27 protein-coding genes are annotated in these 26,064 nt (G+C 39.3%); 13 read left to right on the top strand and 14 right to left on the bottom strand.

Going from position 1 to position 26,064, the window contains the following annotated elements:
- Positions 1-60 precede the first annotated feature (60 nt).
- The 4 genes from K6V48_RS09330 to K6V48_RS09315 form a co-directional block, all read right to left on the bottom strand.
- A complete protein-coding gene (locus K6V48_RS09330) occupies positions 61-843 on the bottom strand; it encodes an ABC transporter permease (RefSeq protein WP_222369273.1) in 783 nt (260 codons plus the stop codon).
- Between the two features lies 1 nt (position 844).
- Entirely contained in the window at positions 845-1,624 is a 780-nt protein-coding gene (locus tag K6V48_RS09325; protein WP_222369272.1) for an ABC transporter permease, read from the bottom strand.
- Positions 1,617-2,597, bottom strand: a complete 981-nt coding sequence (locus tag K6V48_RS09320; protein WP_222369274.1) for an ABC transporter ATP-binding protein — start codon at positions 2,595-2,597, stop codon at positions 1,617-1,619. Before K6V48_RS09320 ends, K6V48_RS09325 begins: the two co-directional genes overlap by 8 nt.
- Positions 2,598-2,679: 82 nt before the next feature.
- A complete protein-coding gene (locus K6V48_RS09315) occupies positions 2,680-3,213 on the bottom strand; it encodes a TetR/AcrR family transcriptional regulator (RefSeq protein ID WP_044683711.1) in 534 nt (177 codons plus the stop codon).
- Between the two features lie 125 nt (positions 3,214-3,338).
- On the opposite strand from K6V48_RS09315, the gene K6V48_RS09310 reads away from it, so the two are divergent.
- Positions 3,339-5,798 carry a YhgE/Pip domain-containing protein gene (locus tag K6V48_RS09310; protein WP_222369271.1) on the top strand — a complete coding sequence of 820 codons (2,460 nt, stop codon included), beginning with the start codon at positions 3,339-3,341 and terminating at the stop codon, positions 5,796-5,798.
- Between the two features lie 44 nt (positions 5,799-5,842).
- On the opposite strand, the gene K6V48_RS09305 is transcribed toward K6V48_RS09310, so the two are convergent.
- From K6V48_RS09305 to K6V48_RS09290, 4 genes are all read right to left on the bottom strand, one after another.
- A complete protein-coding gene (locus K6V48_RS09305; RefSeq protein WP_172054940.1) occupies positions 5,843-6,349 on the bottom strand; it encodes a phosphatidylglycerophosphatase A family protein in 507 nt (168 codons plus the stop codon).
- Between the two features lie 99 nt (positions 6,350-6,448).
- Positions 6,449-7,498, bottom strand: a complete 1,050-nt coding sequence (locus K6V48_RS09300; RefSeq protein WP_222369269.1) for a DUF4097 domain-containing protein — start codon at positions 7,496-7,498, stop codon at positions 6,449-6,451.
- A complete protein-coding gene (locus K6V48_RS09295) occupies positions 7,495-8,250 on the bottom strand; it encodes a DUF1700 domain-containing protein (RefSeq protein WP_222369268.1) in 756 nt (251 codons plus the stop codon). The genes K6V48_RS09300 and K6V48_RS09295 overlap by 4 nt, the downstream gene beginning before the upstream one ends.
- Positions 8,237-8,563 carry a PadR family transcriptional regulator gene (locus K6V48_RS09290; RefSeq protein WP_171989561.1) on the bottom strand — a complete coding sequence of 109 codons (327 nt, stop codon included), beginning with the start codon at positions 8,561-8,563 and terminating at the stop codon, positions 8,237-8,239. The genes K6V48_RS09295 and K6V48_RS09290 overlap by 14 nt, the downstream gene beginning before the upstream one ends.
- A 341-nt stretch (positions 8,564-8,904) precedes the next feature.
- Here K6V48_RS09290 and K6V48_RS09285 point away from each other — a divergent pair, with 341 nt between their 5' ends.
- A complete protein-coding gene (locus tag K6V48_RS09285; RefSeq protein ID WP_024384743.1) occupies positions 8,905-9,285 on the top strand; it encodes a CidA/LrgA family protein in 381 nt (126 codons plus the stop codon).
- Entirely contained in the window at positions 9,278-9,973 is a 696-nt protein-coding gene (locus K6V48_RS09280) for an LrgB family protein (RefSeq protein WP_002937552.1), read from the top strand. Before K6V48_RS09285 ends, K6V48_RS09280 begins: the two co-directional genes overlap by 8 nt.
- Positions 9,974-10,007: 34 nt before the next feature.
- Here the strand turns inward: K6V48_RS09280 and K6V48_RS09275 are convergent, their stop codons facing one another.
- Positions 10,008-10,808: a formate/nitrite transporter family protein gene (locus K6V48_RS09275; protein ID WP_222369265.1), complete on the bottom strand. Its 801-nt coding sequence runs from the start codon at positions 10,806-10,808 to the stop codon at positions 10,008-10,010.
- Positions 10,809-10,948: 140 nt separating this feature from the next.
- On the opposite strand from K6V48_RS09275, the gene gla reads away from it, so the two are divergent.
- The 10 genes from gla to K6V48_RS09225 all read left to right on the top strand — a co-directional run bounded on the left by gla (position 10,949) and on the right by K6V48_RS09225 (position 22,480).
- Complete coding sequence (gene gla / locus K6V48_RS09270) at positions 10,949-11,794, top strand: aquaglyceroporin Gla (protein WP_222369262.1); 846 nt, start codon at positions 10,949-10,951, stop codon at positions 11,792-11,794.
- Between the two features lie 130 nt (positions 11,795-11,924).
- Positions 11,925-13,457 (top strand): helicase HerA-like domain-containing protein, encoded by a 1,533-nt coding sequence (locus K6V48_RS09265; RefSeq protein WP_222369259.1) that lies wholly within the window; start codon positions 11,925-11,927, stop codon positions 13,455-13,457.
- Positions 13,458-13,568: 111 nt separating this feature from the next.
- Positions 13,569-14,183 carry an NUDIX hydrolase gene (locus K6V48_RS09260; RefSeq protein ID WP_222369255.1) on the top strand — a complete coding sequence of 205 codons (615 nt, stop codon included), beginning with the start codon at positions 13,569-13,571 and terminating at the stop codon, positions 14,181-14,183.
- Between the two features lie 145 nt (positions 14,184-14,328).
- A complete protein-coding gene (locus K6V48_RS09255) occupies positions 14,329-16,800 on the top strand; it encodes an FAD-dependent oxidoreductase (RefSeq protein ID WP_222369253.1) in 2,472 nt (823 codons plus the stop codon).
- A 401-nt stretch (positions 16,801-17,201) separates the two neighbouring features.
- Positions 17,202-18,395 (top strand): quaternary amine ABC transporter ATP-binding protein, encoded by a 1,194-nt coding sequence (locus K6V48_RS09250; protein WP_024392593.1) that lies wholly within the window; start codon positions 17,202-17,204, stop codon positions 18,393-18,395.
- 9 nt (positions 18,396-18,404) lie between these two features.
- Positions 18,405-20,117 (top strand): ABC transporter permease/substrate binding protein, encoded by a 1,713-nt coding sequence (locus K6V48_RS09245; protein ID WP_024396979.1) that lies wholly within the window; start codon positions 18,405-18,407, stop codon positions 20,115-20,117.
- Positions 20,118-20,413: 296 nt separating this feature from the next.
- Positions 20,414-20,734, top strand: coding sequence for an ArsR/SmtB family transcription factor (locus tag K6V48_RS09240; protein WP_024392595.1), 321 nt, complete (start codon positions 20,414-20,416; stop codon positions 20,732-20,734).
- Between the two features lie 59 nt (positions 20,735-20,793).
- Complete coding sequence (locus K6V48_RS09235) at positions 20,794-21,789, top strand: permease (RefSeq protein WP_172025463.1); 996 nt, start codon at positions 20,794-20,796, stop codon at positions 21,787-21,789.
- Between the two features lie 12 nt (positions 21,790-21,801).
- Positions 21,802-22,074, top strand: a complete 273-nt coding sequence (locus K6V48_RS09230; protein WP_024392597.1) for a thioredoxin family protein — start codon at positions 21,802-21,804, stop codon at positions 22,072-22,074.
- Positions 22,031-22,480: an arsenate reductase ArsC gene (locus K6V48_RS09225; RefSeq protein ID WP_050571167.1), complete on the top strand. Its 450-nt coding sequence runs from the start codon at positions 22,031-22,033 to the stop codon at positions 22,478-22,480. The genes K6V48_RS09230 and K6V48_RS09225 overlap by 44 nt, the downstream gene beginning before the upstream one ends.
- A 126-nt stretch (positions 22,481-22,606) precedes the next feature.
- On the opposite strand, the gene K6V48_RS09220 is transcribed toward K6V48_RS09225, so the two are convergent.
- The 5 genes from K6V48_RS09220 to K6V48_RS09200 form a co-directional block, all read right to left on the bottom strand.
- Complete coding sequence (locus K6V48_RS09220; protein ID WP_105127502.1) at positions 22,607-23,983, bottom strand: IS66-like element short variant transposase; 1,377 nt, start codon at positions 23,981-23,983, stop codon at positions 22,607-22,609.
- The gene (locus K6V48_RS09215) at positions 23,937-24,143 is read right to left on the bottom strand and encodes an IS66 family transposase (RefSeq protein WP_002939754.1); all 207 of its coding nucleotides are present in this window, start codon (positions 24,141-24,143) and stop codon (positions 23,937-23,939) included. The genes K6V48_RS09220 and K6V48_RS09215 overlap by 47 nt, the downstream gene beginning before the upstream one ends.
- 51 nt (positions 24,144-24,194) lie before the next feature.
- The gene (gene tnpB / locus K6V48_RS09210) at positions 24,195-24,545 is read right to left on the bottom strand and encodes an IS66 family insertion sequence element accessory protein TnpB (protein WP_105127503.1); all 351 of its coding nucleotides are present in this window, start codon (positions 24,543-24,545) and stop codon (positions 24,195-24,197) included.
- Positions 24,526-24,711 carry a hypothetical protein gene (locus K6V48_RS09205; protein WP_105127504.1) on the bottom strand — a complete coding sequence of 62 codons (186 nt, stop codon included), beginning with the start codon at positions 24,709-24,711 and terminating at the stop codon, positions 24,526-24,528. Before K6V48_RS09205 ends, tnpB begins: the two co-directional genes overlap by 20 nt.
- A 308-nt stretch (positions 24,712-25,019) precedes the next feature.
- Positions 25,020-26,064: tyrosine-type recombinase/integrase (locus K6V48_RS09200; protein ID WP_222369250.1), on the bottom strand; the 1,045-nt coding region annotated here is incomplete at its 5' end.

The following is a 26,064-nucleotide window of genomic DNA, read 5'->3' as shown; positions in this document are numbered from 1 at the left end:
TTATTTCCAACTTAAAGAAGTCCCCCGGACTTCAGCTACTGACATCCAGCTCCGCTGTCTTTAACCACCTACACTGGTGAATTTGGTCATGCCGTAGCGGAAGATTTTGTAATTGATGCTAAATATGACGATAAGGACAAGTGGCAAGGCTAGTCCCCACATAGACAAATCTAAAAAATAGAGTGCTGGGAAATAAGCTGTGAAGGCGTAAGGAAAGACAAAAATTAGAAGAATTTGAATGATTTTTGGATAGATATTTAGAGGATATTGGGCCATCTGATTAAGGGCAAAAATACCCATAGTTAATGGAAAAGACTCTACAATCCAAAAAGCTAGAGCAGTAGGTCCAAGTTGTATTGCTGCATAGAGTAAGCCAATACAAATTGTAATAAAAATGAGTAAGATTAGTTTGCCAAGACTCCATTCCAGACCAAGTTCTTTGGAAGCTTGAAAGAGGGCAATGGAACCGATAAGCGTCGTCCCAATTCCTTGTGGCTGAATTCGTTCACAAATGAGTTGAAAGAGTGGATTGACAGGCATCAGTATGAGTCGTTCAAATTCACCCTGTCGGATATAGCGACTACCAAACATCCAAAGATTATCAAAGAAAATTAAGTGAATAGATCGACCAACTGTTGCAATTCCATAGATGAAAAGCATTTGGCCGTAATTGAAACCGGCAATTTCCTTAATGTTTCCAAAGAGAATGTTGAGGAAAATGAGATAGACAATTTGTTCAATCAAAGAGGAGAATAGCCCGATAAAGAAGTCCACGCGAAATGACATCTGAGCCATCATGAAGACTTTGATATTATACAAGTAGAGGTTGATATATTTTTTCATGTTAACCTCCAAAAATGACAATGCGTCGTTTGGCTTGAGACCAAAGACCTGCAATAAAAATAGTGAGAAAAGGTATCCAAAGAACTTGCAAGCCCAAAGCCCTTAGATCGCTTTCTTGCCCAAGTAAAATGGAGATAGGGACATTAACAGCATAATTATAGGGCAATAGCTTTAAAAAGTTTTCCACGGCCTTTGGATAAAAGCTGAGTGGCAAGAGTGCTCCAGAGGCTAGATTGAAGAGACCGGTTCTCAAGAGCATAACGCCCCAAGCGTTGACTGTAAAAAAAGCCAAAAATCCAAAAGCCATATCAAGTAGCTGGACGATAAACATGCCGAGGATGGAGCTGACGAGAAAAAGGAGCAATGTTTTCCCATCAGGCAAATAGAAATCTTGATGAACAAGCAAGATTCCGATAAAAACTAGTCCAAATTTAAAGAGTTCCAACAGTTTATTTCCTAAATCTTTGAAAAAGAGGGCTAGGATAAAGGAGTAGGGTCTAAGAAATTCTCCAGCAATGCTCCCTTTCAAAATACTATAAGATAAATCTTCACCCAGTGAGAAAGAATTCAAACTGGCTAGTAAATTGGCGAAAATAATATAAGTGGTAAAAGTCTGCAAGGTAAAACCGTTGACTTCAGATTGAGTAAAGAAAATAGTTTTCCAGACATAGAGAGCCACCAAGATCTTCACTGCCAGTGAAACGAAGGTTGCTAGAAAGAAAGCCTTGTATTGCATGGCAGTCATCATAGTCAGGCGGGTCATATAGAAATATTTACGCATGAATACCCTCCTCATAAATTTGGCGGACCATGGTTTCAATTTCCAATTCTTTCATGGTAACATCTTCCACAGTAAAGTGATTGAAGACTTGCTCAATCACCTGAGCACTGGTCCAAAATTTACTTTGGTAGTGGATTTCAAAGTGAAAATCATCTTTTCGAACAAATTCCAAGCCTTCCAATTGTAAGTCCTGTGCAATTGGTTTTTCTGTGGAAAAAAGGATGGTTTTGATAGTGGAAAACCGTTCTTTTAGAATGGTCAGAGAACCATCGTAAACTTTTTTGCCTTTATCAATGATGAAAATCCGCTCACAGAGACTCTCAATGTCCTTCATATCGTGGGAAGTAATCAAAAAGGTGGTTTGATATTGCTGATTCATGTAGCGAATAAAGGAGCGAATAGTCTCCTTTACGCTGGCATCCAAGCCGATGGTTGGTTCGTCCAAAAAGACAACGGCAGGTTGGTGAATAAAGATAGCCGCAAATTCACAGCGAACTCGTTGTCCTAAAGAGAGGTTACGGATAGGTTGCTTCATGATGTCTGCCAAATCCAATAAGTCAATCAAGACAGCTAATCTCTCTTTAAATAGCTGATCTGGAACATCATAAATTTTGGCGTGTAGAATAAAAGATTCCTGTACGGGTAAATTCCAATCAAGATGCGATTTTTGCCCAAAGAGGACGCCAATTTGCTTATTCACTTCCTTACGTTTCTCTTGTGGGTTCAACCCGTTGATGCGAACTTGTCCTTGGTCAGGAAATAAGACTCCAGTTAACATTTTGATTGTGGTTGACTTACCAGAACCATTTGAGCCAATATATCCAATAATTTCTCCTTTGTCAACTTGCAAGGAAATGTCTTGGACCGCTGGAATTAATTTTTTCTTTGGTTTGAAAAAGGCTTTGATTGATCCTTTTAAACCGACTTCCTTATCTATAACTGAATATGTTTTTGATAGATGCTCTGCTTGAATCGTATCTGAATCTCCTCACTGAAAACGTTTGCGCAATATTTAGTATAACACAATTAAGGAGATTTGGAACAAAAATGAAGCATTACGGCAACATTTTAATAAGGAAATCGGTCATATATTGAGGAGATTCTTGCTTCCCATTTTTTATCCATACTTGAATGATTCCAAAGAAGGCATGTGAAAAATAAATGCTTCGGTACTCTCTTTCAAGTGGTGATAAATCTTCTTTTCCCAAACGTTCAGCTAAATCGTTTGCAATCAATAATCTAACTTTGTTGATAAGGAAATTTTGGATTTCTTGAGTTCCGTTATGGGTCAATAAGGATGACAGTAATTCTTCACGGTAGAGTAGTTCAAAAATTTCTAAGCAAGAGGACTGTCGATTTCCATCATAGTGATCAAATATGGTCTCTAACTTGAGAAATAAGCCTTGTTGGTAGGAGTCAATCAATTCATATTTATCCTTATAATGGGTATAAAAACTAGAGCGACTAATTCCTGCTGTCTGAGCGAGATGGGTGGTTGTAATCTCATTAAATCCTTGAGTTTCTAAGCAAGTCACCATTGCTTCTAAAATGGCTTGACGAGTTCGTTCTTTTCGATTATCTGTTCCCATATTTTCTCCTTTTGAACATTTTTAGACACATTGTCTAAAAAACGATTCTTTCTACTTGATTTTGAAAATGATACTTGTATAATGTATTTTATCAGTTTTTGAACAGGATGTCTAAAGGAGTTATTATGTCAGAAAAAGTAAAGAATTTTTTCACTAGACCAATGACCTTGATTACCATTATTGGTATAGCTTGTGTCCCGGCCTTATACAATATTAGTTTCCTAACCTCTATGTGGGATCCTTATGGACGATTGGATCAGCTACCTGTAGCAGTTGTAAACCAAGATCAGTCTGCAACCTTTCAAGATAAAACCTTAACCATTGGTGATGATATGGTGGATAATATGAAAGAAAGCAAGAGTCTGGATTTCCACTTTGTATCAGAAAAAGATGCAGAAAAAGGTTTGGAAGAAGGGGACTATTATATGGTCATTACCCTACCAGAAGATTTGTCAGAAAAAGCTTCTAGTCTCTTAACGGACCAGCCAGAGCATCTAACAATTTCCTATCAAACCTCTAAAGGTCACAGCTTTGTCGCTTCTAAGATGGGCGAATCAGCCATGGAAAAATTGAAAGCATCTGTTTCAGAGACTATTACTGAAACATACACCTCGGCTGTTTTTGACAGCATGGGAGAGATTCAATCTGGTATGGTTGAGGCAGCAGATGGAAGTCAACAATTGACAGATGGAGCTGGTCAATTAGAAACCGGAAGTCAGACTCTATCATCAGGCCTATCTACCTTGTCTTCATCAGGTCAATCACTTGTGACAGGAGCAAACCAATTGGCCACTGGAGTTGTGTCTTACACAGATGGAGTCAATCAGGCTGCTTCAGGAAGTCAAACACTTTCCAGTGGCTTAACAACCTACACAAATGGGGTAGCTAGTCTTGCTTCAGGTGCAGAGCAATTAAATGCCAATTCCTCTCAGCTCATCGCTGGGGTGGGACAATTGCAATCAGGAGCAAGTCAGGTTGAACAACTGGTAACGGGTGCCAATCAATTGCAGGCAGGCTTGGAACAACTCGCTAGTTCAACTAGTTTGTCTGCTGAACAGTCTAGTCAGATACAAGCTTTATTGACTGGACTTCCTCAGTTACAGGTCGCCATCAACCAATTAAATGATAGCCTATCAAGTATCGGAGGAGTAGCAGTAGATACCACTACTCTATCTAGTCTCTTGACAGAGATGGGTGCTCAAGCTCAAGGATTGTTAACTGCAGCACAAGCCGATAAAACAGCCAGCATTGTAGCCTTACAAGCAACGGCTACCTATCAAAACTTGACAGCTGATCAGCAAGCTGAATTGGTTGGAGCCCTCCAAAACTCGCCTTCTACAACAGTGACAGCAGCCCAAACGATTTTGGGGCAATTATCTCAACTCAGTCAAGCCTTATCTAGTCTACAAAGTCTTTCTGGTCTTGGAGCGCAATTAGGTCAATTGCAATCAGCTGTCGGTCAGATCAACACGGCTGCCAATCAAGCATTGCCAGGTGCTACAACAGCCATTGAAAACCTATCAAGTGGCTTGAGTCAGGTCAACACAGCTTTGAACCAGCAAGTTCTACCAGGAACTCAAGCCTTGACGAGTGGTGTGAGTCAACTTCAAATGCAACTGTCAAGTGGAGCTAGTCAACTCATGTCAGGGGTGACAGCATATACAGCAGGTGTTGCCCAGCTAGCAGAGGGTGGAGCTCAGTTGGTTGCTAACAACAGTAGTATTCAATCTGGAGGTAGCCAGTTAACATCAGGATTGGCAACCTTAGCTGCTAACTCTAGTCAACTTGTCAGCGGTTCAGGACAACTGGCTTCTGGTAGTCAGCAATTAATTGCTGGTGCCGATCAATTAGCTAGTGGCGGGAAAACCTTGACAAGTGGTATTACTAGCCTCCGCACAGGTAGTGAAACCCTAACGAATTCACTCAGTTCAGCCAGTCAACAACTATCAGTCATCTCTGTAGAAGAAAAAAATGCACAAGCAGTTTCTCAACCAGTCACCTTGGAACACAGTGACCAAGATGATGTGAAAACCAACGGTGTCGGAATGGCTCCTTACATGGTGTCTGTTGCCCTAATGGTTGCAGCGCTATCTGCGAATGTTATTTTTGTCAAACACATTGATAATCGTTCCTACAAAAATCGTTGGGATTGGGCTAAAGGGAAACTCTTATTGAATGGCGCAATTGCCAGCCTGGCAGCACTGATTTTATATGGAGTTCTTCTGTTAATTGGGATTGATCCGGCTCATCCAATGGCAACCTTGGGATTAATCCTTTTGACCTCATGGACCTTTATGGCACTCGTTACAGCCTTGGTGGGCTGGAATAACCGGTTCGGTTCCTTTGCAAGTTTAATTATCTTGTTATTGCAACTGGGTTCAAGCGCAGGTACCTATCCAATCGAACTTAGCCCACGCTTCTTCCAAGTCATTCAGCCTTATCTTCCAATGACCTATTCTGTTTCAGGTCTTCGTCAAACCATTTCTATGGTTGGAAATAGTAGTCACCAAGTTTGGATGCTGAGCCTCTTCTTAGTAGGCTTCATGGGATTAGGTCTTTTGATTTATAATCAGAATAATGAATAATTAGAAAACCAACTGCTCCATGTGTTGAACAGTTGGTTTTTCAGTTAATTTTGGTTGGTAATTGCACTTTTATCGGGGTCGTTATGTGCGATTCGACTAGCAGCAGCGGCTGCAATTGCGCAAACGATATCGTCTAGAAAAGTATGACAATGCACCCCATCCTTGCTATTGAGTTTGGCGATGATTCCTGGTTTTGATTTGTCTAAATATCCATAGTTGGTAAAGCCAATCGTACCGTAAAGATTGACGATTGACAATCCCATAATTTCATCAATTCCATACAACCCCTCATCTGTCTTCAGAATAGACTGAAGGGGTTGAGAAAGCGTTCCTTGTTCAGCTAATTTATCCAATTCGATTCCAGTAATAATTGCGTTTTGTACCTCTCGCTTCGTTAAAACTGCCTCAACGTTTTCTAAGCATTCTGATTGTGTCAAATGTGGGATATACTTATTTTGTAGATGCATGACTAGGTCAGCAATATCCTCAAGTTGAACACCTCGTTCTTTCAAGAGATCATAGGAGTAAATCTGAAGAGGTTTAGTTGACATAAATGAGTCCTCCTTAGTGTGTGAGTGAGTCTTTTTAGTAAAAAAATACAGATATTATTCAGTAATGTAGCTCGACGATATCTGCCACTGTTTATTGCGTCATTCTTTACCAAGCTGAATGACTCCATTTGTGGAAGTGATGGTCAATTTATTCTTGCTATCTTTTTTCCCATTTGTAAAAGTTTGTTTGTTGTCTTCAACGGTAACTGTTTGGTCCTTATAAACGCCCTCAGGGAAGATTCCAATCTCTTTTAATTGTTCCTGTAAATTGGTATCTTCTTTTATGAGATTCTCAATCTCTTCATCCGTCAGGTTGCTTTCTCCATAATAGAAAAGTTTTCGTTTATCGATGGATAGTTCTGCAGAAAGCAGAGCCTCCTTTTGGCTTTTCTCAGATAAATTGATACGTGAATTAGTGTGAGGATATTCCTCATTACCCGTAAAACTATTTTCACCAATCACAGTGATGTTGGAAGTGTCTATGCTGTCGTATTGTCCCCAGGTTGTATTTTCCAGCTGGCTATCTGAGATATGGAAACTACTAGCATAACCAGTAGCGGTCAGATTTTTAAGGGTTGAATCCGCAATGTAGACATTTCCATAGCCCGTATTAATGCTTCCATTCTCGATAGTAGATTGGATAATGGACGGACTGCCATAAAGTGAAACTTGTTCGATATGGATGCCTTCTATAGAAAGTTTACCATTCGTACCGGATTCTAATTTTTTCAGTATTTTCCCTTTTGGGATTTCGATGGTAACCTCTAGATTCTCGTAGTTGCGAGTAGCAACGTTCTCTGCAAGAAACTGCATGATACCGCTGATTTTGAAATCAGAAACAATAGAATCAAGAATCAATTCTCCATCATTTTCTGTAACTTGGAAGGGAAGCTGGAACCCTTTTTCAAAATCATGGTACCGAATGTGATAGAGATTATCTTCAGATTCGATGATACGGATGGATCGCTCCCATCCACCGTTGATTAGAACAGAGTCTAATTGCTTGTAGGATTGCTCTTTGTAGGTTGGTTTCACGACATTACTTAATTGATCAACCCCTCCAGAGAAGAAACCGATCCCTGTCATAATCAAACCGAGTATCAAGCAGACAAAACCAGTAATGCTGGCAATAAGTAATTTCTTTTTCATGCTCGTTTACCTCTTTTCAATATCCATTGGAAAAAAGCTTTAACTAGTTTCCAAGACCAATAGGTAAAAATAAGAGTCACTAGACAGACTAATAACGCTCCGCCTAACATGGTTAAGCCACTACCGAATCCTAGTAGGAATACACCGATGCCATGTGAAAGTAGACTAAATCCTTCCCAGATAAGATAGCCTCCACTGACAAATAGTCCGACACCGAGAACGAATCCTCCCATGATGAAACCAATTATCAGCAAGACGAGAGCTACTAAGGCACCAAGTAAGATAAGGAGAACGGGTATGGCAATTGGAAGTGTAACGATGGCCAGCATGGCTAACCAGATAACTTTTTTCGCTTTTCTAACTTCTTGAAAGTTTTTTCCTAAGTAAAAGGCTCCTGCAATCGAAGTGATAAAAATCCCAGCGATGCCAAGGAGGGGTTCGATAAAGAGGAAAAATACAGATAGTAAGAGGGCAAGGACAAGACCGGCTACTATGTATAGTGGTCTATAGTTGATTGGTTCATCACCCACTTCTTGAACATCTTCAACTTGAATATGGCGGTTTAATATATTGGTAATCAACTCACTGGCTGCTTCTTTCGGGGAACCCAATTCCTCCATGATTGCGGTTTCTTTTTCTGGACCAGCTTCGTCAAAATATTCATTGAAAAAAGTAATGGCTTCTTGGAATTCTTTATGAGGCAATTTTTTCAAATATTTTTCCAATTGAGCCATGTATTCAGTTCTTGTCATGACGGACGCTCCCTTCTATAATGCCGTTTATCGTGTTAGTATATGTATCCCAGTCATCTTTTAATCGGACCAATTCTTCGTGCCCCAATTGGGTCAAACTATAATATTTCCTCATTCTTCCCTGGTATTCACGGGAGTAGGTCGTTAAAAAGTCATTTTGCTCCAATCGCTTTAGGATGGGATAGAGGGCGGACTCCTTGATGTTGGCAATCAGCTTAATGGTCTGACAAATTTCATAACCATAAGAATCATTTGACTCTAAAATGGCCATGATGAGAAATTCTGTCAGCACAGCAGGAACGGGAAAATGCATGGCGGTCACTCCTCTCACTTATTTTGGCAATCTTGGGTATTATTTCGATATATGCTTTTATCTTTTATATATCAAATTTCACTATATATAAAATATACACCCGTAAACCAATCTTGTCAAGCGTTTATATGTAAAAAATATCTGCAAACTATTTTCAAGGGATTTCAGGTGTAAACGTTTTATAGCCTTGAAAAATAATTTCAGAGTAGTAAACTTAATGTATGGAATAGCAATTTTTATGATTTCATACTGTGAGGGTTATCTGAAATGAAGGAATTGTTAATGTAAGGGATATGATTCGTGTAGTACAAACGGCCACAGGAGTTGAATGGAGGAGTGGAATGAAATTATATGTTCAGTTTATGATTATTTTGGTATTTTCATTTTTAGGGGAAGCTATTTCGACTATTTTTCATCTTCCTATTCCGGGAAGTATCATTGGTTTAATCCTCCTATTCTTAGCCCTAGAGTTCAAATTAATTCGTCTTCGCCACATTCATACGGTTGGAAATTTTTTGCTGGCTAACATGACCATTCTTTTTTTGCCTGCAGCGGTGGGGATTATGGAGAGATTTGATGCAATTAAAGATTATTTACTTCCTATTATCATCGTCATCTTAGGCGCCATTTTTTTAAATATCTTAGTCATTGGTTTTGTTGTTCAATTTGTGAAGCAGAAGTTTGAAGGTGACTACATTGATGCGGAGGGAATGCATGACTGAACTTTTTTCCAATCCTATTTTTGGTATTATGTTATCAATTGCAGCATATTTAATTGGAATGCTGATTTATCGGAGATTTCCTCATCCAATCACAACCCCACTGTTAGTAGCTACAGGATTGATTATTGTCTTTTTAAAAATGACAGGTATTTCCTATAAGGAATATTATGCAGGAGGTTCCTATCTAAATATGCTTATTGTGCCTTCAACGGTAGCTCTGGGAATTCCTTTATATCGTTCTTTCCATCTGATGAAACATCACATTCGAAGTATTTTATTGGGAATTTTTGTTGCTTGCATTGTCAATACTGTCTTTACTGCCCTGATTGCCAAATGGTTTGGGATGGATTTTTTTCTAGCAATCTCTCTTTTTCCAAAATCTGTCACCACTGCTATGGCTGTTGGTATTACTGATAAAATGCAAGGAATAGCAACTGTTACTCTTGTAGTCGTTGTTGCAACTGGAATTCTGACAAGTGTTCTTGGTCCGGTCTTTTTAAAGCTACTAAAAATTGAAGATCCGGTAGCTGTTGGTCTTGCTTTGGGAGGAACAGGACATGCCATTGGAACGGGTACAGCGATAAAATATGGGCATACGCAAGGGGCGATGGCTGGCTTAGCTATTGGGATTACAGGCATCATGTATGTGGTGATTAGTCCTATAGTTGCTCAGATTATCTTACAATAAAATAACTACGATTGGAATTCCAACCGTAGTTTTTTTAGTCTACATAAAGTTTGGATTGGTTATTCAACCAACTATAAAGAAGTCCAATAAAGAGACCGCCACCCACGTAGTTTCCTAATCCAGAAAAGAGGAAATTGCTTAGTACACTTAATAGAGTCATTCCCTCAACTGGTCCACCATTTGCAAAAAAGGCCAGGGAGAAGAGTGAAAAGTTCGCAATGACGTGCTCATATCCCAAGAAAGCAAAGATAAAGATGATGAAAATAACGGAAATGAGACGTCCAGCATCATCTTTGATGCGTAAGAAGGTAAATACGCCGATATTCACAACAATATTAGCAAAAATTCCTTCAATAAACTGGGTAAGAGGTGTTTTTTCTAGTTTTGTCACTGTCGCTTCAAATAGGTAGCTATGAGCATCAACGTGCTGATAAGGCAGAGTCAGTGAGACCAAGTAACAAACAAGGACAGCGCCGATGAAATTGAAAAGGATACAGGTTGCCAACATCTTGAGGGCTGTTTTAGTAGGAATCGTTTTTCGATGAATGGCTACGGTCATATACATCATGTTGGATGTTCCAAGTTCGGCATTCATATATAAAATCATGAGTAGTCCCCAACCAAACATCAACCCATAACTAAACTTCCCGAGTCCTTCTGCAACGTGGTTTAGTTTATCTGCCGTATAAAGAGAAATGACAATCCCCAAACCTAGATAGAGGCTGGCTAACATCGATCGAACAGCGTAGGCAGAAAAGCTGTGTTCAAACAAATCTGCTTTTTTCTTGATACTTTTTTCAATTGTATATAGTAGTGTATCTTGGGTAGCTCCCATCCTAATCTCCTCACTTTATCTACTACTTTTTTCGAGTAAACGTTTTCTTTTTATCGAATGGCTTTACTTTGTTTATTATACTTGATAAAATGGTTGTTGTCCAAAAAAAATTCAACTTTTGAAAGGAAAATTAGAAAAATATGGATGTTACATGGACAGTGAAATATGTCACTGAATTTATTGCGACTGCACTCCTTATTATCATCGGTAATGGTACAGTTGCAAACGCTGACCTTAAAGGCACTAAGGGAAACAACTCTGGTTGGATTCTGATTGCGATTGGTTATGGTTTGGCAGTTATGATGCCAGCATTGATGTTTGGTAATGTTTCTGGAAACCACATCAACCCAGCCTTCACCCTCGGATTGGCAGTATCAGGCCTCTTCCCATGGGAACATGTTGCACAGTATATCGTTGCTCAATTGTTAGGTGCAATGTTTGGTCAGTTAGTGGTTGTAGCAGTATACAAACCTTACTTCTTGAAAACTGAAAATCCAAATCACATTCTTGGTTCATTCTCAACAATCAGCGCGCTTGACAATGGTACAAAAGAAAGTCGTAAAGCTGCAACTATTAATGGCTTCTTAAATGAGTTCGCGGGTTCATTTGTATTGTTCTTTGGTGCTCTTGCTTTGACTAAGAATTTCTTTGGTGCAGAGCTTGTTGGTAAAATCATTGAACAAGGTTACGACAAAACAGTTGCTGAAACAATGGTTGCGCCATATACATCAGGTTCAATTGCTGTTGCTCACATTGGAATTGGTTTCCTAGTTATGGCTCTTGTGGCTGCTGTTGGTGGACCAACAGGTCCTGGTCTTAACCCAGCGCGTGACCTTGGTCCACGTATCGTCCATGCCCTACTTCCAAAATCTGTTCTTGGTGAAAACAAGGCTGATTCAAAATGGTGGTATGCTTGGGTTGGTGTATGTGCTCCAATTCTAGCTTCAATTCTTGCAGTTGCCCTCTTCAAATTATTGTATCTATAATAGTGAACCCGATTCGTCGGGTTTTTCTTTTTGATTTATGGATATTGAGGTGATTCGGTTGTCTGCTCTGCTATTTTCCTGAAAACTATGCTACAATAAAGCTAGAAAAAATCGGAAAAGAGGCTAGAATATGTCAGATGTTATTGCTTTTGGTTATGGAAGCAGTCGAGCGGAGATGCAGCTCAAGCGACTCAATCGTCATGGAATCATCGCAGGTGCGACAGGTACAGGGAAGACTGTTACCTTAAAGGTCTTGGCAGAGCAGTTGAGTGATGCGGGAATCCCGGTCTTTCTATCGGACATAAAGGGTGATTTAAATAGTTTGGTTGCGGCCAATACCAAAGAGATTGATCCTAGTCGCCTAGAGAAGACTCAATATCTTGACTATAGCCCATTCGGCTATCCAGTTGAGTTGTGGGATGTCTTGGGGGAAAATGGGACTCCTGTCCGCATGACTATTTCAGAGCTGGGGCCTGTCTTATTGACGCGCTTACTGGGTTTGAATGATACTCAGGAGTCTATCTTGAACATCGTTTTCAGCGTGGCAGACGAGCGTGGCCTTCTCTTGATTGACTTAATGGACCTGCGTGCTATGCTCAATTTTGTGGCTGAAAATGCAGCAGAGCTGAGCCAATATTATGGAAATATTCCAGCTCGTTCGGTTGGTGCTATCTTACGTAGTCTGGTCGTTTTGGAGCAACAAGGTGGTAAGATTTTCTTCGGTGAGCCAAGCCTTGACATTGCTGATTTGATGCGTACAGCAGAAGATGGCCGTGGTGTTATTAACGTTCTTCAAGCTACTGAGCTGTTCAATCAACCAACTCTTTATTCGACAGTCCTGCTCAGCCTTTTGTCAGAACTCTATGAAGTGCTGCCTGAGGTGGGCGATTTGGACAAGCCTAAGATGGTCTTCTTCTTTGACGAGGCTCATGTTCTCTTCAAAGATGCTCCAAAAGTTCTTCTTGAAAAGATTGAATTGATTGTTCGTTTGATTCGTTCAAAAGGTGTAGGTGTTTTCTTAGTAACGCAGAATCCAACGGATATTCCTGATAGCGTGGCAGCCCAGCTGGGAAATCGCATCCAACACGGTCTTCGCGCCTTTACACCAAAAGAGCTCAAAACTGTCGCGACTGTTGCTGAAACCTTCCGTCAAGAAGGTGATAAGGATTTAGCTAAGGTCCTTCAGGAGTTGCAAGTGGGGGAAGCTGTTGTGTCTACCCTTCAAGCAGACGGCACACCAAGCTTTGCGGATCGGGTCTTGATTTATCCACCGAAGAGTATGCTTGGAACGGTTGAGCCGAGCGCCCTCTTGTCTGTCATCAACAACTCTCCTTTGATGGAAAAATATGCTGACGCGGTCAACCGTGAATCTGCCCATGAGCAGATTTTAGCCATGACAGAGGCTAAAGAAGCCGAACTCATCAAAAAAGCAGAGCAGGCCGAGGCGGAAAAACAGGCAGAAAAAGAAGCTAAGGCAGCCGCAAAAATGGAAGAGAAAGCCCAGAAAGAAGCAGCTAAAGCTGCACAAAAAACTAGTCAGCCAGCTAGTCGCAAAACAGATTCCATGATGGACCGCTTTACCAAGAACCTGATGAGCCAGGTCGGACGGGAAGTTGGGCGAGTGGTGACTCGTGGCATTATGGGCATGTTAAAAGGGAAGTGAGAGTCATTTCCTTCTTTTTTATTTCATGCTTAGAGACAAACTTCTTGCATTCTAACTGTAAATTCGTTATGATAGAAATAAATCACTAGTTAGTACAAAAAGGAGTAAGCGATGCCGAATCAATTGAAAGACCTATTGGCAAATTATATTCCTCAACCTTTAGGCGAAAAACGATGTTTTTCAGTCCTCCTACCATTGGTTTGGTCAGAGAATCAATGGCAGGTTCTATATCAAGTTCGCAGTGAATCAATCTCTCAGCCTGGAGAAGTCTCATTTCCCGGTGGAGGAGTTGAGGAAGGTGAAACACCACAGCAAGCAGCTGTTCGGGAGGCTGTGGAGGAACTAAATATTCAACCAGAACAAATTGATATATTTGGAGAAATCGATTATTTGGTCTTTGAACGCTCGACCATTCATTGCTTTGTAGGACGGTTAAATCTGGATTGGACGACTATCGTTCCTAACGAAGAGGTTGCTCGGATTTTTACAGTGCCATTATCCACCCTGCTGACAATCCAACCTGTCTATTATCAATTGGATTCTAAAGTCGTTCCAGAATGTGATTTTCCTTTTGAACGATTAAGAGGAGGAATTAGTTACCCATTTAGTCATCAAAAGCGCTCTATTCCATTTTATGAACAACTTCCTGAAAACCTTTGGGGCATGACAGCTCAATTTACCCATCGTTTTGTGGAAATCATAAATCAAAAAGCTTCGCCCAGATGAGCGAAGTTTTTTGTTGATAGGTCGCATGTATTCAATCATATGGCTGATCATATTAGAAATGAAAATGGAATATACATGAAGCAATAGATTGACAATATACCCCCAAGGGTATATAATGTTTAAAAAGAATATTTAGGAGTATCCCATGTCTAAAAAAATTGTTATTATAGGCGGTGTGGCAGGTGGTGCGACAGCTGCAACGAGGTTGCGTCGTTTAAATGAAGAGGATAAGATTGTTCTATTTGAAAAGGGAGAATATATTTCATTCGCGAATTGTGGTCTACCCTATCATGTTGGCGGTGTCATTAAGGAGCGCGAAAATTTATTGCTTCAAACAGTTGACGGTATGAATCAACAGTATGGACTAGATGTCAGAAACTTCTCTGAAGTACTTGAAATCAATCCACAAAGTAAAAGTGTAACAGTGCTGAATCACCAAACGGGTGAACGTTATGTTGAGTCTTATGATAATCTCATCATTTCAACAGGTGCAAAAGCCATCGTCCCTTCAATCGATGGTTTGGCAGAAGCGGAAAATGTTTTTAGTTTAAGAAATATTCCGGACATGGACCAAATAAAGGCCTTTATTGCAGAGAATCAGATTCGTACTGCGACAGTCGTTGGAGGCGGTTTTATTGGTCTTGAAATGATGGAAAATTTAGTGGAATTAGGGATTCAAGTTCAGTTGATTGAAATGGCACCTCAAGTTATGCCTACAATTGATATAGAAATGGCCCAAATGATTCATTCACAGATAAATATCCATGGGGTCGATTTGATTTTGAATGACGGTCTGAAAGAATTTCGAAATAATGGTAAAGAGTTACTTTTAACAAGTGGAAAAACTCTACAGTCCGATATAACTATTTTATCTATCGGTGTTCTTCCTGAAAACACTTTGGCTGAGTCTGCTGGTTTAGAATTGGGTTTTAAAGGTGGTATCAAAGTAAGTCAACAGATGCAGACTAGTAATCAAGATATTTATGCTATTGGAGACGCTATTGAAGTTGTGGATTTGGTTAGTGGTCAGCCGACCCATATCCCACTTGCATGGCCAGCCAATCGGCAGGGAAGGCTTGTTGCGGATATCATTAACGGTGCTGATGCATCCTATTTAGGAACACTGGGTACTGCTGTTGCAAAGGTGTTCGAATTAACGGTGGCAAGTACCGGAAATAGTGAGCGCTTATTAAAACAAGCAGGTATCGAATACGAAACCATTCATATCCATCCAAATTCACATGCTGGCTACTACCCAGGCGCTTCTCCAATTGCCCTCAAACTCTTATTTGGTAAAGATGGAAAAATTCTTGGAGCTCAAGCGATCGGCACAGAAGGAGTAGAAAAACGCATTGACGTGATTGCGACTGCAATGCGTTTTGGGGCAAGTGCGGACCAACTGGCAAGTATTGAATTGGCCTATGCCCCACCGTATTCATCCGCAAAGGATCCGGTTAACATGTTGGGCTATACTGCAGATAATATTCTCTCAGGTAAAGTTGCCACATTTCAATGGTCCCAAGTTGATGATCTGGTTAGTAAGAATGCCTTTTTCTTGGATGTCCGAGAAGATTTTGAATTGGCGACTGGGACAATTGAATCAAGTCATCAAATCCCACTGAATCAATTGCGACGTCGAATAGAAGAGTTACCAAAAGATCAAACGATCTATGTCTTCTGCCAAGTTGGACATCGTGGCTATAATGCAGCACGAATTCTAAGTCAAGCAGGTTTTGACGTAAAAAATCTAGATGGGGGATTTAAAACTTACAAAATGGCAAAATATCAATTGAAACCAATTATTTTTGAAGAATCAAATCAGAATCCGACAACGAATATGAGCGCAAAATGTGATGAAGCCTCAGAAACTATTCGTTTAGATGCCTGTGGACTACAGTGTCCTGGACCAATCTTAAAAGTGAAAGAAAATATTGATAAGATGTCAATAGGTCAAAAAATGGAGGTCGAGGCAAGTGATTTTGGCTTTAGTGCTGATATTGAAGCATGGTGCCAGAATACGGGAAACACACTCTTATCAAACAGGATTGAAAATGGCAAAGTTATTGCTTCAATCGCGAAAGGGAAGGTTGAAAATTCTGGAATAGAAACGACAAATCTACCTTCACTAGGGCAAGAGGGAGTCTTGCAAGAGACAAAAGATGGAGCAACGATGGTTGTATTCAGTGGTGATTTAGATAAAGCCATAGCTTCAATGATAATTGCTTCGGGAGCAGCTGCTTACGGGAAAAAAGTAACTATTTTCTTCACCTTCTGGGGCTTGTCAATTTTGAAAAAACAAAAGGTGAAGAAGTCAGGTTTAGCTAAGCTGTTCGATATGATGTTGCCTTCAAGAGCGGATACATTACCACTTTCTCAAATGAATATGGGTGGAATGGGATCTGCAATGATCAAACATATTATGAAGCAGAAAAATGTTGATTCACTCCCAGATATGATTGAGAAAGCACATCAACTAGGTGTAAAATTTGTAGCTTGTACTATGAGCATGGACTTGATGGGAATTGAAAAAGAAGAATTATTTGATTTTGTCGAATATGGGGGTGTTGCCACATTCATCGGTGATAGTGAAAAAGCAAATATGCAATTATTTATTTAGAAAGAAAATCGGATGGAAACATTCGATTTTTTATTGTATGTGTATTAAACAATACTGTAGGATTACAAATGAGAAATTGTTTTAATCAACGAAGATGTACAGATATCAGATCAAAGAAATCTTTGGAACTTGAAAAATCATTGAACGTACCAATAAAAATGGGTATTCTATCACGGATAATGAAATGTATACTATGAGTAAGACCCAATTTGAAAAGTCTAGAGGTGAGATAGAGTTAGTTAAAAAAATAAATTGAACTGTATATAAAATTGCCAGTGACACAAAATTCATTATTTTTTGTAACTTTTCTGAAAAACTGCTGTAATAATGATACCAGCTTTTAACATTTAAAGTGACAACATATGTTAAAATTATATATGTTCACTTTGAAAGGAGAAAAAATGGAATCAATATTAGAAATAAAGAATGTTACGAAAATTTTTGGAAAAAAACAGAAACAGGCATTGGAAATGGTTAAACAAGGAAGAACCAAAACAGATATTTTGGAGAAAACCGGTTGTACAGTAGGTGTTTATGATGCAAGTTTTGAGGTGAAACAAGGTGAAATATTCGTTATTATGGGTTTATCTGGTAGCGGAAAATCGACCCTCATTCGCCTGATTAACCGTTTGATTGAACCAACATATGGTAGTATTTACATTGAAGGACATGATATTGCAAAAATGAATCAAGATGAATTAAGGCAAGTTCGTCGTCATTCCGTTAATATGGTTTTTCAAAAATTTGGACTTTTCCCGCATAAAACTATTCTTGAAAATACGGAGTATGGGTTAGAAATTAGGGGTGTGGATAAGGCTGATCGACAGAAATTGGCCGAACAAGCACTAGAAAATTCCTCACTCTTACCTTTCAAAGATCAATACCCTGATCAATTATCCGGTGGGATGCAGCAACGAGTAGGTCTTGCAAGAGCTTTGGCCAACAACCCTGATATTTTATTGATGGATGAGGCATTTTCAGCCTTAGATCCACTCATTCGGAAAGATATGCAGGATGAATTATTGGATCTACAGGAAAAAGTTCAGAAGACCATCATCTTCATCACACATGATTTAAACGAAGCCTTACGTATTGGGGATAGAATTGCTCTCATGAAGGATGGTAAGATTATGCAAATAGGGACGGGTGAAGAAATTTTAACCAATCCTGCTAATGAATTTGTCAGTGAGTTTATCGAAGATGTCGATCGTTCAAAAGTGTTAACAGCTCAAAATATTATGATTAAGCCGATTACGACAAATATAGATATTGATGGCCCAAAAGTTGCCTTGAGACGGATGGACGCAGAAGAAGTGAGTATGCTTCTTGCTGTCAACCGCCAAAGAAAATTACTAGGAGTCATTTCGGCAGATGCGGCATTTAAGGCAAATGCAAAACAGCATAGTTTGATTGACTATATTGATACGGATATTCGTACCGTCTCAAAAGATACCTTGCTAGAGGATATTTTACCTCTAATTTATGATTCGGCAGCACCTATTGCAGTTGTTGAAAACGGTCGTTTGATTGGGGTGTTGATTAAAGGTCGTGTCATTGAAGCCCTCACTAAACAAGGAATTGAAATAGAAGAATAGGAGATCTGTGTGGATAATATATTACAAAATAGCTTACCGATTAAAGATTTGGTAGACAAAGGAATTGACTGGCTGACCGAGCATTTAGCAGGACTTTTTAAAGTCATTCAAGTAAGTGGTGACACGATGATGAACTTCGTTTCAGATACTTTGAATGTAATTCCTCCCTTACTTTTACTGATTGTGATTCCTGCTCTTGCTTACTATGTTTCTAGAAAAAAAGGTTTCACCGCATTGACGATGTTGGGGTTGCTGTTTATTTATAACCAGGGATTATGGGAAGAAATGCTATATACTTTCACTTTGGTGCTTGTTGCAAGTCTAATCTCTGTTTTATTGGGTATCCCCTTGGGAATTTGGATGGCAAAAAGCGATCGTGCCAAATCAATGATTAGCCCTTTGTTAGACTTTATGCAGACCATGCCAGCATTCGTTTATCTAATCCCTGCTGTTGCATTCTTTGGGATTGGAATGGTTCCTGGGGTCTTTGCTTCCGTCATTTTTGCCTTGCCGCCAACTGTTCGATTTACAAATTTGGGAATTCGTGAGATTCCAGAAGAATTGATAGAAGCATCAGAATCATTTGGATCAACCGATCGACAACGCTTGTTTAAAGTAGAGCTACCCTTAGCAAAAAATACTATTTTTGCGGGAGTGAACCAAACAATCATGCTCGCTCTTTCTATGGTCGTTACTGCTTCAATGATTGGTGCTCCGGGTTTAGGAAATGGAGTTTTATCTGCTCTACAACATGCAGAGATTGGTGCAGGTTTTGTTTCAGGTCTAGCACTGGTTGTATTAGCTATCATTATTGATCGCTTTACTCAGTTTTTAAACCAGGCAAAACGGAAAGCTGCTATGCAATCAACATTTGCAAAGTTCCTTGCTCCAATCTTGTTAATTTCATTTTTGGTCACTGGTATTACTCAATCCTTCCTAAAGGCCACCACATCTGATAAAAAAGAAATCACCCTTGCCTATGTGGAGTGGGACTCCGAGGTGGCTTCTACAAATGTTTTAGCAGAGGTATTAACATCTCAAGGATATGATGTCAACCTCATCTCATTGGATAATGCAGTAGCTTGGAAATCAATAGCAGAAGGAAATGCGGATGCTTCTGTCTCTGCATGGTTGCCGACAACCCACCAAGCACAATATGAACAGTATAAAGATCAACTGGTAGATTTGGGCGCAAATATGTTTGGTACCAGTCTTGGCCTAGCTGTGCCAAGCTATATGGACATCTCGACAATTGAGGAATTGACCTCACAGGCCAACCAAACGATTATCGGAATTGAACCTGGGGCTGGAATTATGGCAGCTGCTGACTCCGCAGTCAATGAATATGCGAACTTATCCACGTGGTCGTTGACAGCCTCTTCAACAGGTGCTATGGTTACCTCTTTGGAACAAGCATTGAAAAATGAAGATGACATCGTGGTTACGGCTTGGATGCCTCACTGGATGTTTGCTAAGTATGATTTGAAATTTTTAGAAGATCCTATGGGAGTATTTGGTGATGCGGAAGAAATCCATACCATTGTCAGACAAGGTCTGAAAGAGGATCAGGCAGATGCTTACAACATTATTGATCAGTTCAATTGGGAACCAGAAGATATGCAGGCTGTCATGTTGGCAATTTCAGAAGGCAAGACTCCTCGTCAAGCTGCAAGAGATTGGATAGAATTAAATCCTGATAAGGTAAAAGAATGGTTGGATTAAATTCATTTATTTTTACTTGAGGGTAACATCGAGGAATGACAAATGGCGCAATCGTCTTATTTTAAGAAAAGCTGTTGTTTGATGAAACTCCTATTTCAATTAATATGCTTGGAGAACATCTAAACAGCACCCGTTCCTTAATAAATTTTCTTTTTAAAAATGCACATAGTTTGAAATTAACTATATACATTTTTATATGGATCAATAAAAGTGATATAATTAATTGACTATAATTTGAAATTGTTTTATACTTACTGAAGAGATAAATCAAAATATTTTGATATGAGGTGAGTAATATTAAAGATTTTTCAACGGATGCTCAATTGTTTAAAGCTCTGGCAGATGAGAAACGCTTGCTAATCCTAGATTATTTAAAAAAAGGTGAAACCTGTGCTTGTGTACTTATTGAGAAATTGGGGATTGCTCAGTCGGCCCTATCTTATCATATGAAAATTTTATGTCAGTCAGGAATTGTTGTTAGTCGTCAAGAAGGGAAATGGAGACACTATAGCCTGAGTTATCAAGGGCGTAATTATGCCCTGAGTCGTCTTGGTCAACTAACGAATTTTGAGGTTGAAACTATAGGACAATGTCATTGTAATCGGAAGTCATCATAGAATGGCTTTTGATTTAACAAAACATATCAATGATTTTTGATATAAAAAGGAGTATGATCATGTGGAGGTTTATTCAAGAACAAATTCTTGGAATGAAATGGTTAAATGAAGGTGTTGGAAAGCTATTGTCGCTGATTGGGATTGATATGACGACTCGACTTGGAGGAGCTTTTCAGTTTTTCTTTTACGATGTTATCAAAATTACCATTTTACTATGTGTCTTAATTTTTTCTATATCCTGTATTCAAAGTTTTTTCCCACCTGAAAGAAGTCGTAAGATTCTAAGTCGGTTTGATGGTATTTCTGCCAATATTGTATCAGCTCTATTGGGGACTGTTACTCCATTTTGTTCTTGTTCTTCCATTCCTTTGTTTATAGGTTTTACCAGTGCGGGACTTCCAATTGGTGTGACTTTCTCGTTTTTAATTTCCTCTCCGATGGTTGACCTTGGTAGTTTGATTCTTCTGATGAGTATTTTTGGGAGTAAGGTTGCTTTTATTTACGTGCTATTTGGTTTAGTAATTGCAGTTTTGGGTGGAACTTTTATTGAGAAACTAGGTATGGAGAGATACGTTGAAAATTTCATAAAAAATGCCCAATTCTCTTCTTTAGAAGAGGAGAGTTTAACATTTCAAGACAGGGTTAATTTTGCTAAGGAACAGGTATCTGAAACATTTAAAAAAGTTTTTCCTTATATTCTAATAGGGGTAGGAATAGGGGCATTTATTCATAACTGGATACCGGAGAACTGGGTGACCAGTACTCTGGGCAATAGGAATCCATTGGGGGTTATCATAGCAACCTTAATCGGAATACCGATGTATGCAGATATTTTTGGGTCAATTCCTGTAGCAGAAGCCTTGTTGGGAAAGGGAGCACAATTGGGGACGGTATTAGCTTTTATGATGGCGGTCACAACTCTCAGTCTGCCTTCCCTGATTATGTTAAAGAGAGCAATAAAGCCTCAACTTTTAGCAGTATTTATCGCGATCTGTTCTTTTGGAATTATCCTGGCTGGTTATTTATTTAATTTATTACAAACAATTATTTTTTAGGAGGAAGTGAAGATGTCACACGTTTTATCAAACCAAATTGTGTTTAAGGTGTTAGGTTCTGGGTGCAAAAAATGTAATTTATTAGAAGAACATGTCCAACAGGCATGTATTGATGAAGGGATAGATGTCACAATCGAACATGAAAGGGATTTTTCTAAGATTGCTGCATATGGTGTTATGTCTACTCCTGCTTTGGTATTAAATGAAAAAGTTGTTGCTTCAGGAAAAGTCCTCTCTGTGAATGAAGTTAAAGAGATTATTCAGGAGGAGATTGTTGGTGCCTAAGCCTAAAGTAGCCTTTATTTGTGTTCATAATTCTTGTAGAAGTCAAATGGCCGAAGCCTTGGCCAAAAAATATTATTCGGACTATTTTGAAGCTTATTCGGCAGGAACGGAAACAAAACCACAAATCAATCAAGATGCAGTCCGACTAGTAAAAGAAAAGCATCATATCGATATGGAAAGGACACAATATTCTAAGTTACTTGATGAACTACCACCCATTGATATTGTTATAACAATGGGGTGTAACGTGGACTGTCCATATCTACCTTGTCATCATAGAGAAGACTGGGGTTTAGATGACCCGACTGGAAAAGCTGACAGTGAATTCTTAAGTGTTATGGCACTAATAGAAGAAAAATTGTTAGAACTTTCAAAGTCAATTGTTTTAAGTGATATTGATAAGTGATTAGAAATTTGTTGTGTAGAGGAGAAGTAGTGATCGTTAGTATTACTAATGTATGATAGATTTAGCAGAAATAATTATTTGTTTGTAAGCGCCTAATAACAAAGTATATTGAAAAAAGCTCCAAAGTCATGTTGACCCTGGAGCTTTTTTCAATTTACAAGCTCTTTTAATTTTTTCCTTCCATGGCAAATAAGCCTCTAGCACCTCTTTTTTTGCGAGTGTCTCCTCGTTAGGTAAGTGTTCTAGAAGATAAGTCATATATTTCTCTGCGTCAAGTCCATGTCGCTTAGCAGTTTCTAAAAGACTCAGAATGACAGCTGTCGACTTGGCTCCCTCAAAGCTCTGAGAAAACAACCAATTTTTACGGCCCATCACTAATGTCTTCATTGCCCTCTCAGCTATATTATTGGACAGGACTAAGTCACCATCCGAGAGAACGGTTCGGAAGGTAGTTTCGTATTTGAGGCTATACTCTATTGCAGTGCTCAATTTGGAGCCTGGCAAAACGGCCTGATTGCGACACCAGCCAAAGAATTCGTCCATCAAAGGGGCCAACTCTGTCTGGCGTTTATGTAATCGTTCCTCAGTAGATAAGTCAGCCCAGTCATTCTCCAAGGTAAATAGGCGGTCGCAATAGGCTAATCCCTTAGCTCCTAAAGAAGTCTTGTCTGTCTTCTTAGGAGTCGCCTCAAAGAACTTTCGTCTAACATGAGCCCAACAGCCAACCAGTTGAGCCTTGTCTAGCTGACGATAAGCACTCCACATGTCACAATGAACGTAGCCCGCATAATCCCCAAGAAATTTCTCCACAACTAAGCCACTCCGTCGTTTGTCATGATGATAGAGGGTAATTCCCTTTTTCTCATGTTTCCCAGACAAGAAAGTCCAGTAGAAGGTCAACTGGCTATCATTTTCTAAGACCTTGTAGGAGGTCTCATCCGCATGGAGAATAGGCTGCTCCAACAATTTCTCGTGTAACAGGTCATAAATCGGCTCGAAATAATATTGACTAGACTTGATGTGCCAGTTGGCTATTTCCTTCCGACTGATTGGCAAGCCAAGCTTGTTCCAATCCTCTTCCTGACGGTAATTGGGTACCTTCAGATTGAATTTCTGGTGAATGGTGTGGGCGATGATAGAAGCTGAACCCAAGCTATGTGCCAAAGGGGCCTTAGGAACAGGAGCCTTGATAATCTTATCGCTTAGATTCTTCTGACTACATGCCTGACACTTGTATGCGTGTTGAACATGGTCAATCCGCTTTAATTGTGCGGGAATGAAGACCAACTCTTGTCGTTGAACAGTAGAACCAATCTCTTTCAACTGTCCATGACAGTCTGGACAAGTGCAGTCTTCGCCCTGTAATTCGTGATGAACAATCTCTGGAGTGAACTGACTAAAAATAGCCTGACGAACTCCCTTAGCTTTCTTGCGTTTGTAGGTAATCGTTTCTGTTTCAACTGGGTAAGTCAGCTTCTTCTTCAGGGAGGCTTTCCTCCCCAAACAAGCTCAGCTGACCGGGTTGATATACAACCTTCTCTGATGATTTTCCGTAGAGTTTCTGTCTCAGGTACTCAACCTGTTCTCGAAGGAGAGTTAGCTCATTGGTCATGATTTCAATAGTTTTTGTTAGACTTTCAATCACTTTATCTTGTGACTCCATGGACTTACCTCCTTCTTCTTATCTCATTATACACAAAGAAAAGCCATGATCTCAATAGAAATCACGACTTTTTGAAACATTTATTTTTGGGATGATAGAAAATCCCTTCATGAGCCAGTCTACTTGTTCGGAAGTTAGAGCCTTGACCTCTTCTTCATTGCTTGGCCAGGTTAATTTTCCATTTTCAAAACGTTTATACAATAACCAAAATCCCTGACCATCCCAGTAAAGAGCTTTGAATCGGTCTTTTCGACCTCCGCAGAAGAGATAGACCTGACCGGAGAAGGGATCCAGATTGAAGTGACTTTTGACAAGGTAGGCGAGTGAATCAATCCCTTGACGCATATCCGTTTTCCCGCAAACCAAGTAGACTTGACCTAAATCACTGAGTCGGATGGTCATAATGCAGTACCTTATCCAAGATTGTTTCCATTACTTCAGGATTGATAGAGTGAAAGAAAGTGAGTTCTACTTTTTCGAGACGAATCTTCATCAGAATCTCATTTCTACTTTTCTTTTCAAAGCGTCGCGATTGGGGAACAGTCAATGGGACGATGGGTTGTGACATAAAAAATCCTCCAGTTTGTTTTTTATAACAGTATACTGGTGGAAGGAGTGATTGGATAGGTACCTTGTTATGGGGCGCTTACATTTGTTTTATTTTAATCAGTTAAAATTCAGTTATCTTGCTAAAATCAAAAGAAAAAAGCCTTTGAAATGTTGATTTCATAGGCTTTCTGCATGTTGTCTTATTTTACCTCAGTAAAGGTTAAATATTATCTTATCCCAGTTGTTGAAAATCCTTTTATAATAAGGATTTTCGAAAATTTGTGACGATCATTTTTGTGAAAGGTAGTGACAAAGGTAGTGATGTAATTAAGCTGTCAGTTCTTTCATTTTTTGAGTAAAGATGTTCACAGCGTTTTGAATTTTTTTAGGAGCTAGTTCAGCGTAGGTATCCATTGTTGTAGATATTGATTTGTGCCCTAAACGTGTCTGCAATTCCTTCCAATTTGCTCCTGCATTCAACATCAATGAAGCATGTGTATGCCGAAAGAGATGAAATCCATACTTAGGTAAGTTGATTGATTCCAATCTTTTTTCTAGAGTTGTACGCTCGTTCCTATCGCACATATAATTCCCGTAGATGGTTGGAAAAATTAACGAACTTTCTGGTAGCCCTTTCTTGGTGAAATATGCATTCATTTCCAGATGAAATTCTCGGAGTTCCTCAAGAACTTGTCTAGGGACTGAGACAGTCCGATTGCTGGCATCAGTTTTCGGTGTTTGCTTACAGATAACCTCACCTTTAATCCCGAATTTTTTATTTCCAGCTTTCCACATTAATGTTTTATTGACTTGGATCTCATTTGTGTCAAACAGTAAATCATCAATGTCAAGAGCAAGTAATTCATTGATTCGAAGGGCAGATGCTAGTAATGTGTTACAAATCGTTTTAAAACGTCGATTAGCACGTGTATTTTGAAGACTATTAAGGAATTGTAACCATTTTGCTAAGTCTTCATCATGTAATACCATCATACGTTTTTTAGGAGCTTTAGGTTTTGGAGGAATTTTAACTATTTTGGCAGGGTTAGTCGTCAAGAGTTCCAATGTAATTCCGTAGTCGAATATATCACTTAATTTATGGATTACTGCACCAAAATCTTTTGCTTCTCCTTTTCTAGATTTTTTCTTACCTGAAGCAACTGATTTTTGTGATTTCTGTGCTAAATAGTTCACCCATTGTTGTATGTCAGCTGAGGTAATTTGCTCTGGTTTATAATCTCCGAATTTTGGAAGAATATAAGTGTCCAAGTAGCCTCTAACTCTGTTTAACGTATTGTGTGAGCTAACCCATGTCTTGTAATTGGTAAACCAAGCTTCGGCAAGTTCTGCAAGATTTGAAACCTTGATGACT

The organism is Streptococcus suis (genome assembly GCF_019794555.1).
Taxonomy (GTDB): domain Bacteria; phylum Bacillota; class Bacilli; order Lactobacillales; family Streptococcaceae; genus Streptococcus; species Streptococcus suis_AB.
The sequence above is the reverse complement of the archived record's forward strand: the minus strand, read 5'-3'. Positions and strand labels throughout refer to the sequence as shown.

Bases quoted from the DNA above. Each gene is read 5' to 3' on its own strand.
- K6V48_RS09330 (WP_222369273.1), bottom strand. From the start codon at position 843: ATGAAAAAATATATCAACCTCTACTTGTATAATATCAAAGTCTTCATG.
- K6V48_RS09325 (WP_222369272.1), bottom strand. From the start codon at position 1,624: ATGCGTAAATATTTCTATATGACCCGCCTGACTATGATGACTGCCATG.
- K6V48_RS09315 (WP_044683711.1), bottom strand. From the start codon at position 3,213: ATGGGAACAGATAATCGAAAAGAACGAACTCGTCAAGCCATTTTAGAA.
- K6V48_RS09310 (WP_222369271.1), top strand. From the start codon at position 3,339: ATGTCAGAAAAAGTAAAGAATTTTTTCACTAGACCAATGACCTTGATT.
- K6V48_RS09305 (WP_172054940.1), bottom strand. From the start codon at position 6,349: ATGTCAACTAAACCTCTTCAGATTTACTCCTATGATCTCTTGAAAGAA.
- K6V48_RS09300 (WP_222369269.1), bottom strand. From the start codon at position 7,498: ATGAAAAAGAAATTACTTATTGCCAGCATTACTGGTTTTGTCTGCTTG.
- K6V48_RS09295 (WP_222369268.1), bottom strand. From the start codon at position 8,250: ATGACAAGAACTGAATACATGGCTCAATTGGAAAAATATTTGAAAAAA.
- K6V48_RS09290 (WP_171989561.1), bottom strand. From the start codon at position 8,563: ATGCATTTTCCCGTTCCTGCTGTGCTGACAGAATTTCTCATCATGGCC.
- K6V48_RS09285 (WP_024384743.1), top strand. From the start codon at position 8,905: ATGAAATTATATGTTCAGTTTATGATTATTTTGGTATTTTCATTTTTA.
- K6V48_RS09280 (WP_002937552.1), top strand. From the start codon at position 9,278: ATGACTGAACTTTTTTCCAATCCTATTTTTGGTATTATGTTATCAATT.
- K6V48_RS09275 (WP_222369265.1), bottom strand. From the start codon at position 10,808: ATGGGAGCTACCCAAGATACACTACTATATACAATTGAAAAAAGTATC.
- gla (WP_222369262.1), top strand. From the start codon at position 10,949: ATGGATGTTACATGGACAGTGAAATATGTCACTGAATTTATTGCGACT.
- K6V48_RS09265 (WP_222369259.1), top strand. From the start codon at position 11,925: ATGTCAGATGTTATTGCTTTTGGTTATGGAAGCAGTCGAGCGGAGATG.
- K6V48_RS09260 (WP_222369255.1), top strand. From the start codon at position 13,569: ATGCCGAATCAATTGAAAGACCTATTGGCAAATTATATTCCTCAACCT.
- K6V48_RS09255 (WP_222369253.1), top strand. From the start codon at position 14,329: ATGTCTAAAAAAATTGTTATTATAGGCGGTGTGGCAGGTGGTGCGACA.
- K6V48_RS09250 (WP_024392593.1), top strand. From the start codon at position 17,202: ATGGAATCAATATTAGAAATAAAGAATGTTACGAAAATTTTTGGAAAA.
- K6V48_RS09235 (WP_172025463.1), top strand. From the start codon at position 20,794: ATGTGGAGGTTTATTCAAGAACAAATTCTTGGAATGAAATGGTTAAAT.
- K6V48_RS09230 (WP_024392597.1), top strand. From the start codon at position 21,802: ATGTCACACGTTTTATCAAACCAAATTGTGTTTAAGGTGTTAGGTTCT.
- K6V48_RS09225 (WP_050571167.1), top strand. From the start codon at position 22,031: ATGAAGTTAAAGAGATTATTCAGGAGGAGATTGTTGGTGCCTAAGCCT.
- K6V48_RS09215 (WP_002939754.1), bottom strand. From the start codon at position 24,143: ATGGAGTCACAAGATAAAGTGATTGAAAGTCTAACAAAAACTATTGAA.
- tnpB (WP_105127503.1), bottom strand. From the start codon at position 24,545: ATGACCATCCGACTCAGTGATTTAGGTCAAGTCTACTTGGTTTGCGGG.
- K6V48_RS09205 (WP_105127504.1), bottom strand. From the start codon at position 24,711: ATGTCACAACCCATCGTCCCATTGACTGTTCCCCAATCGCGACGCTTT.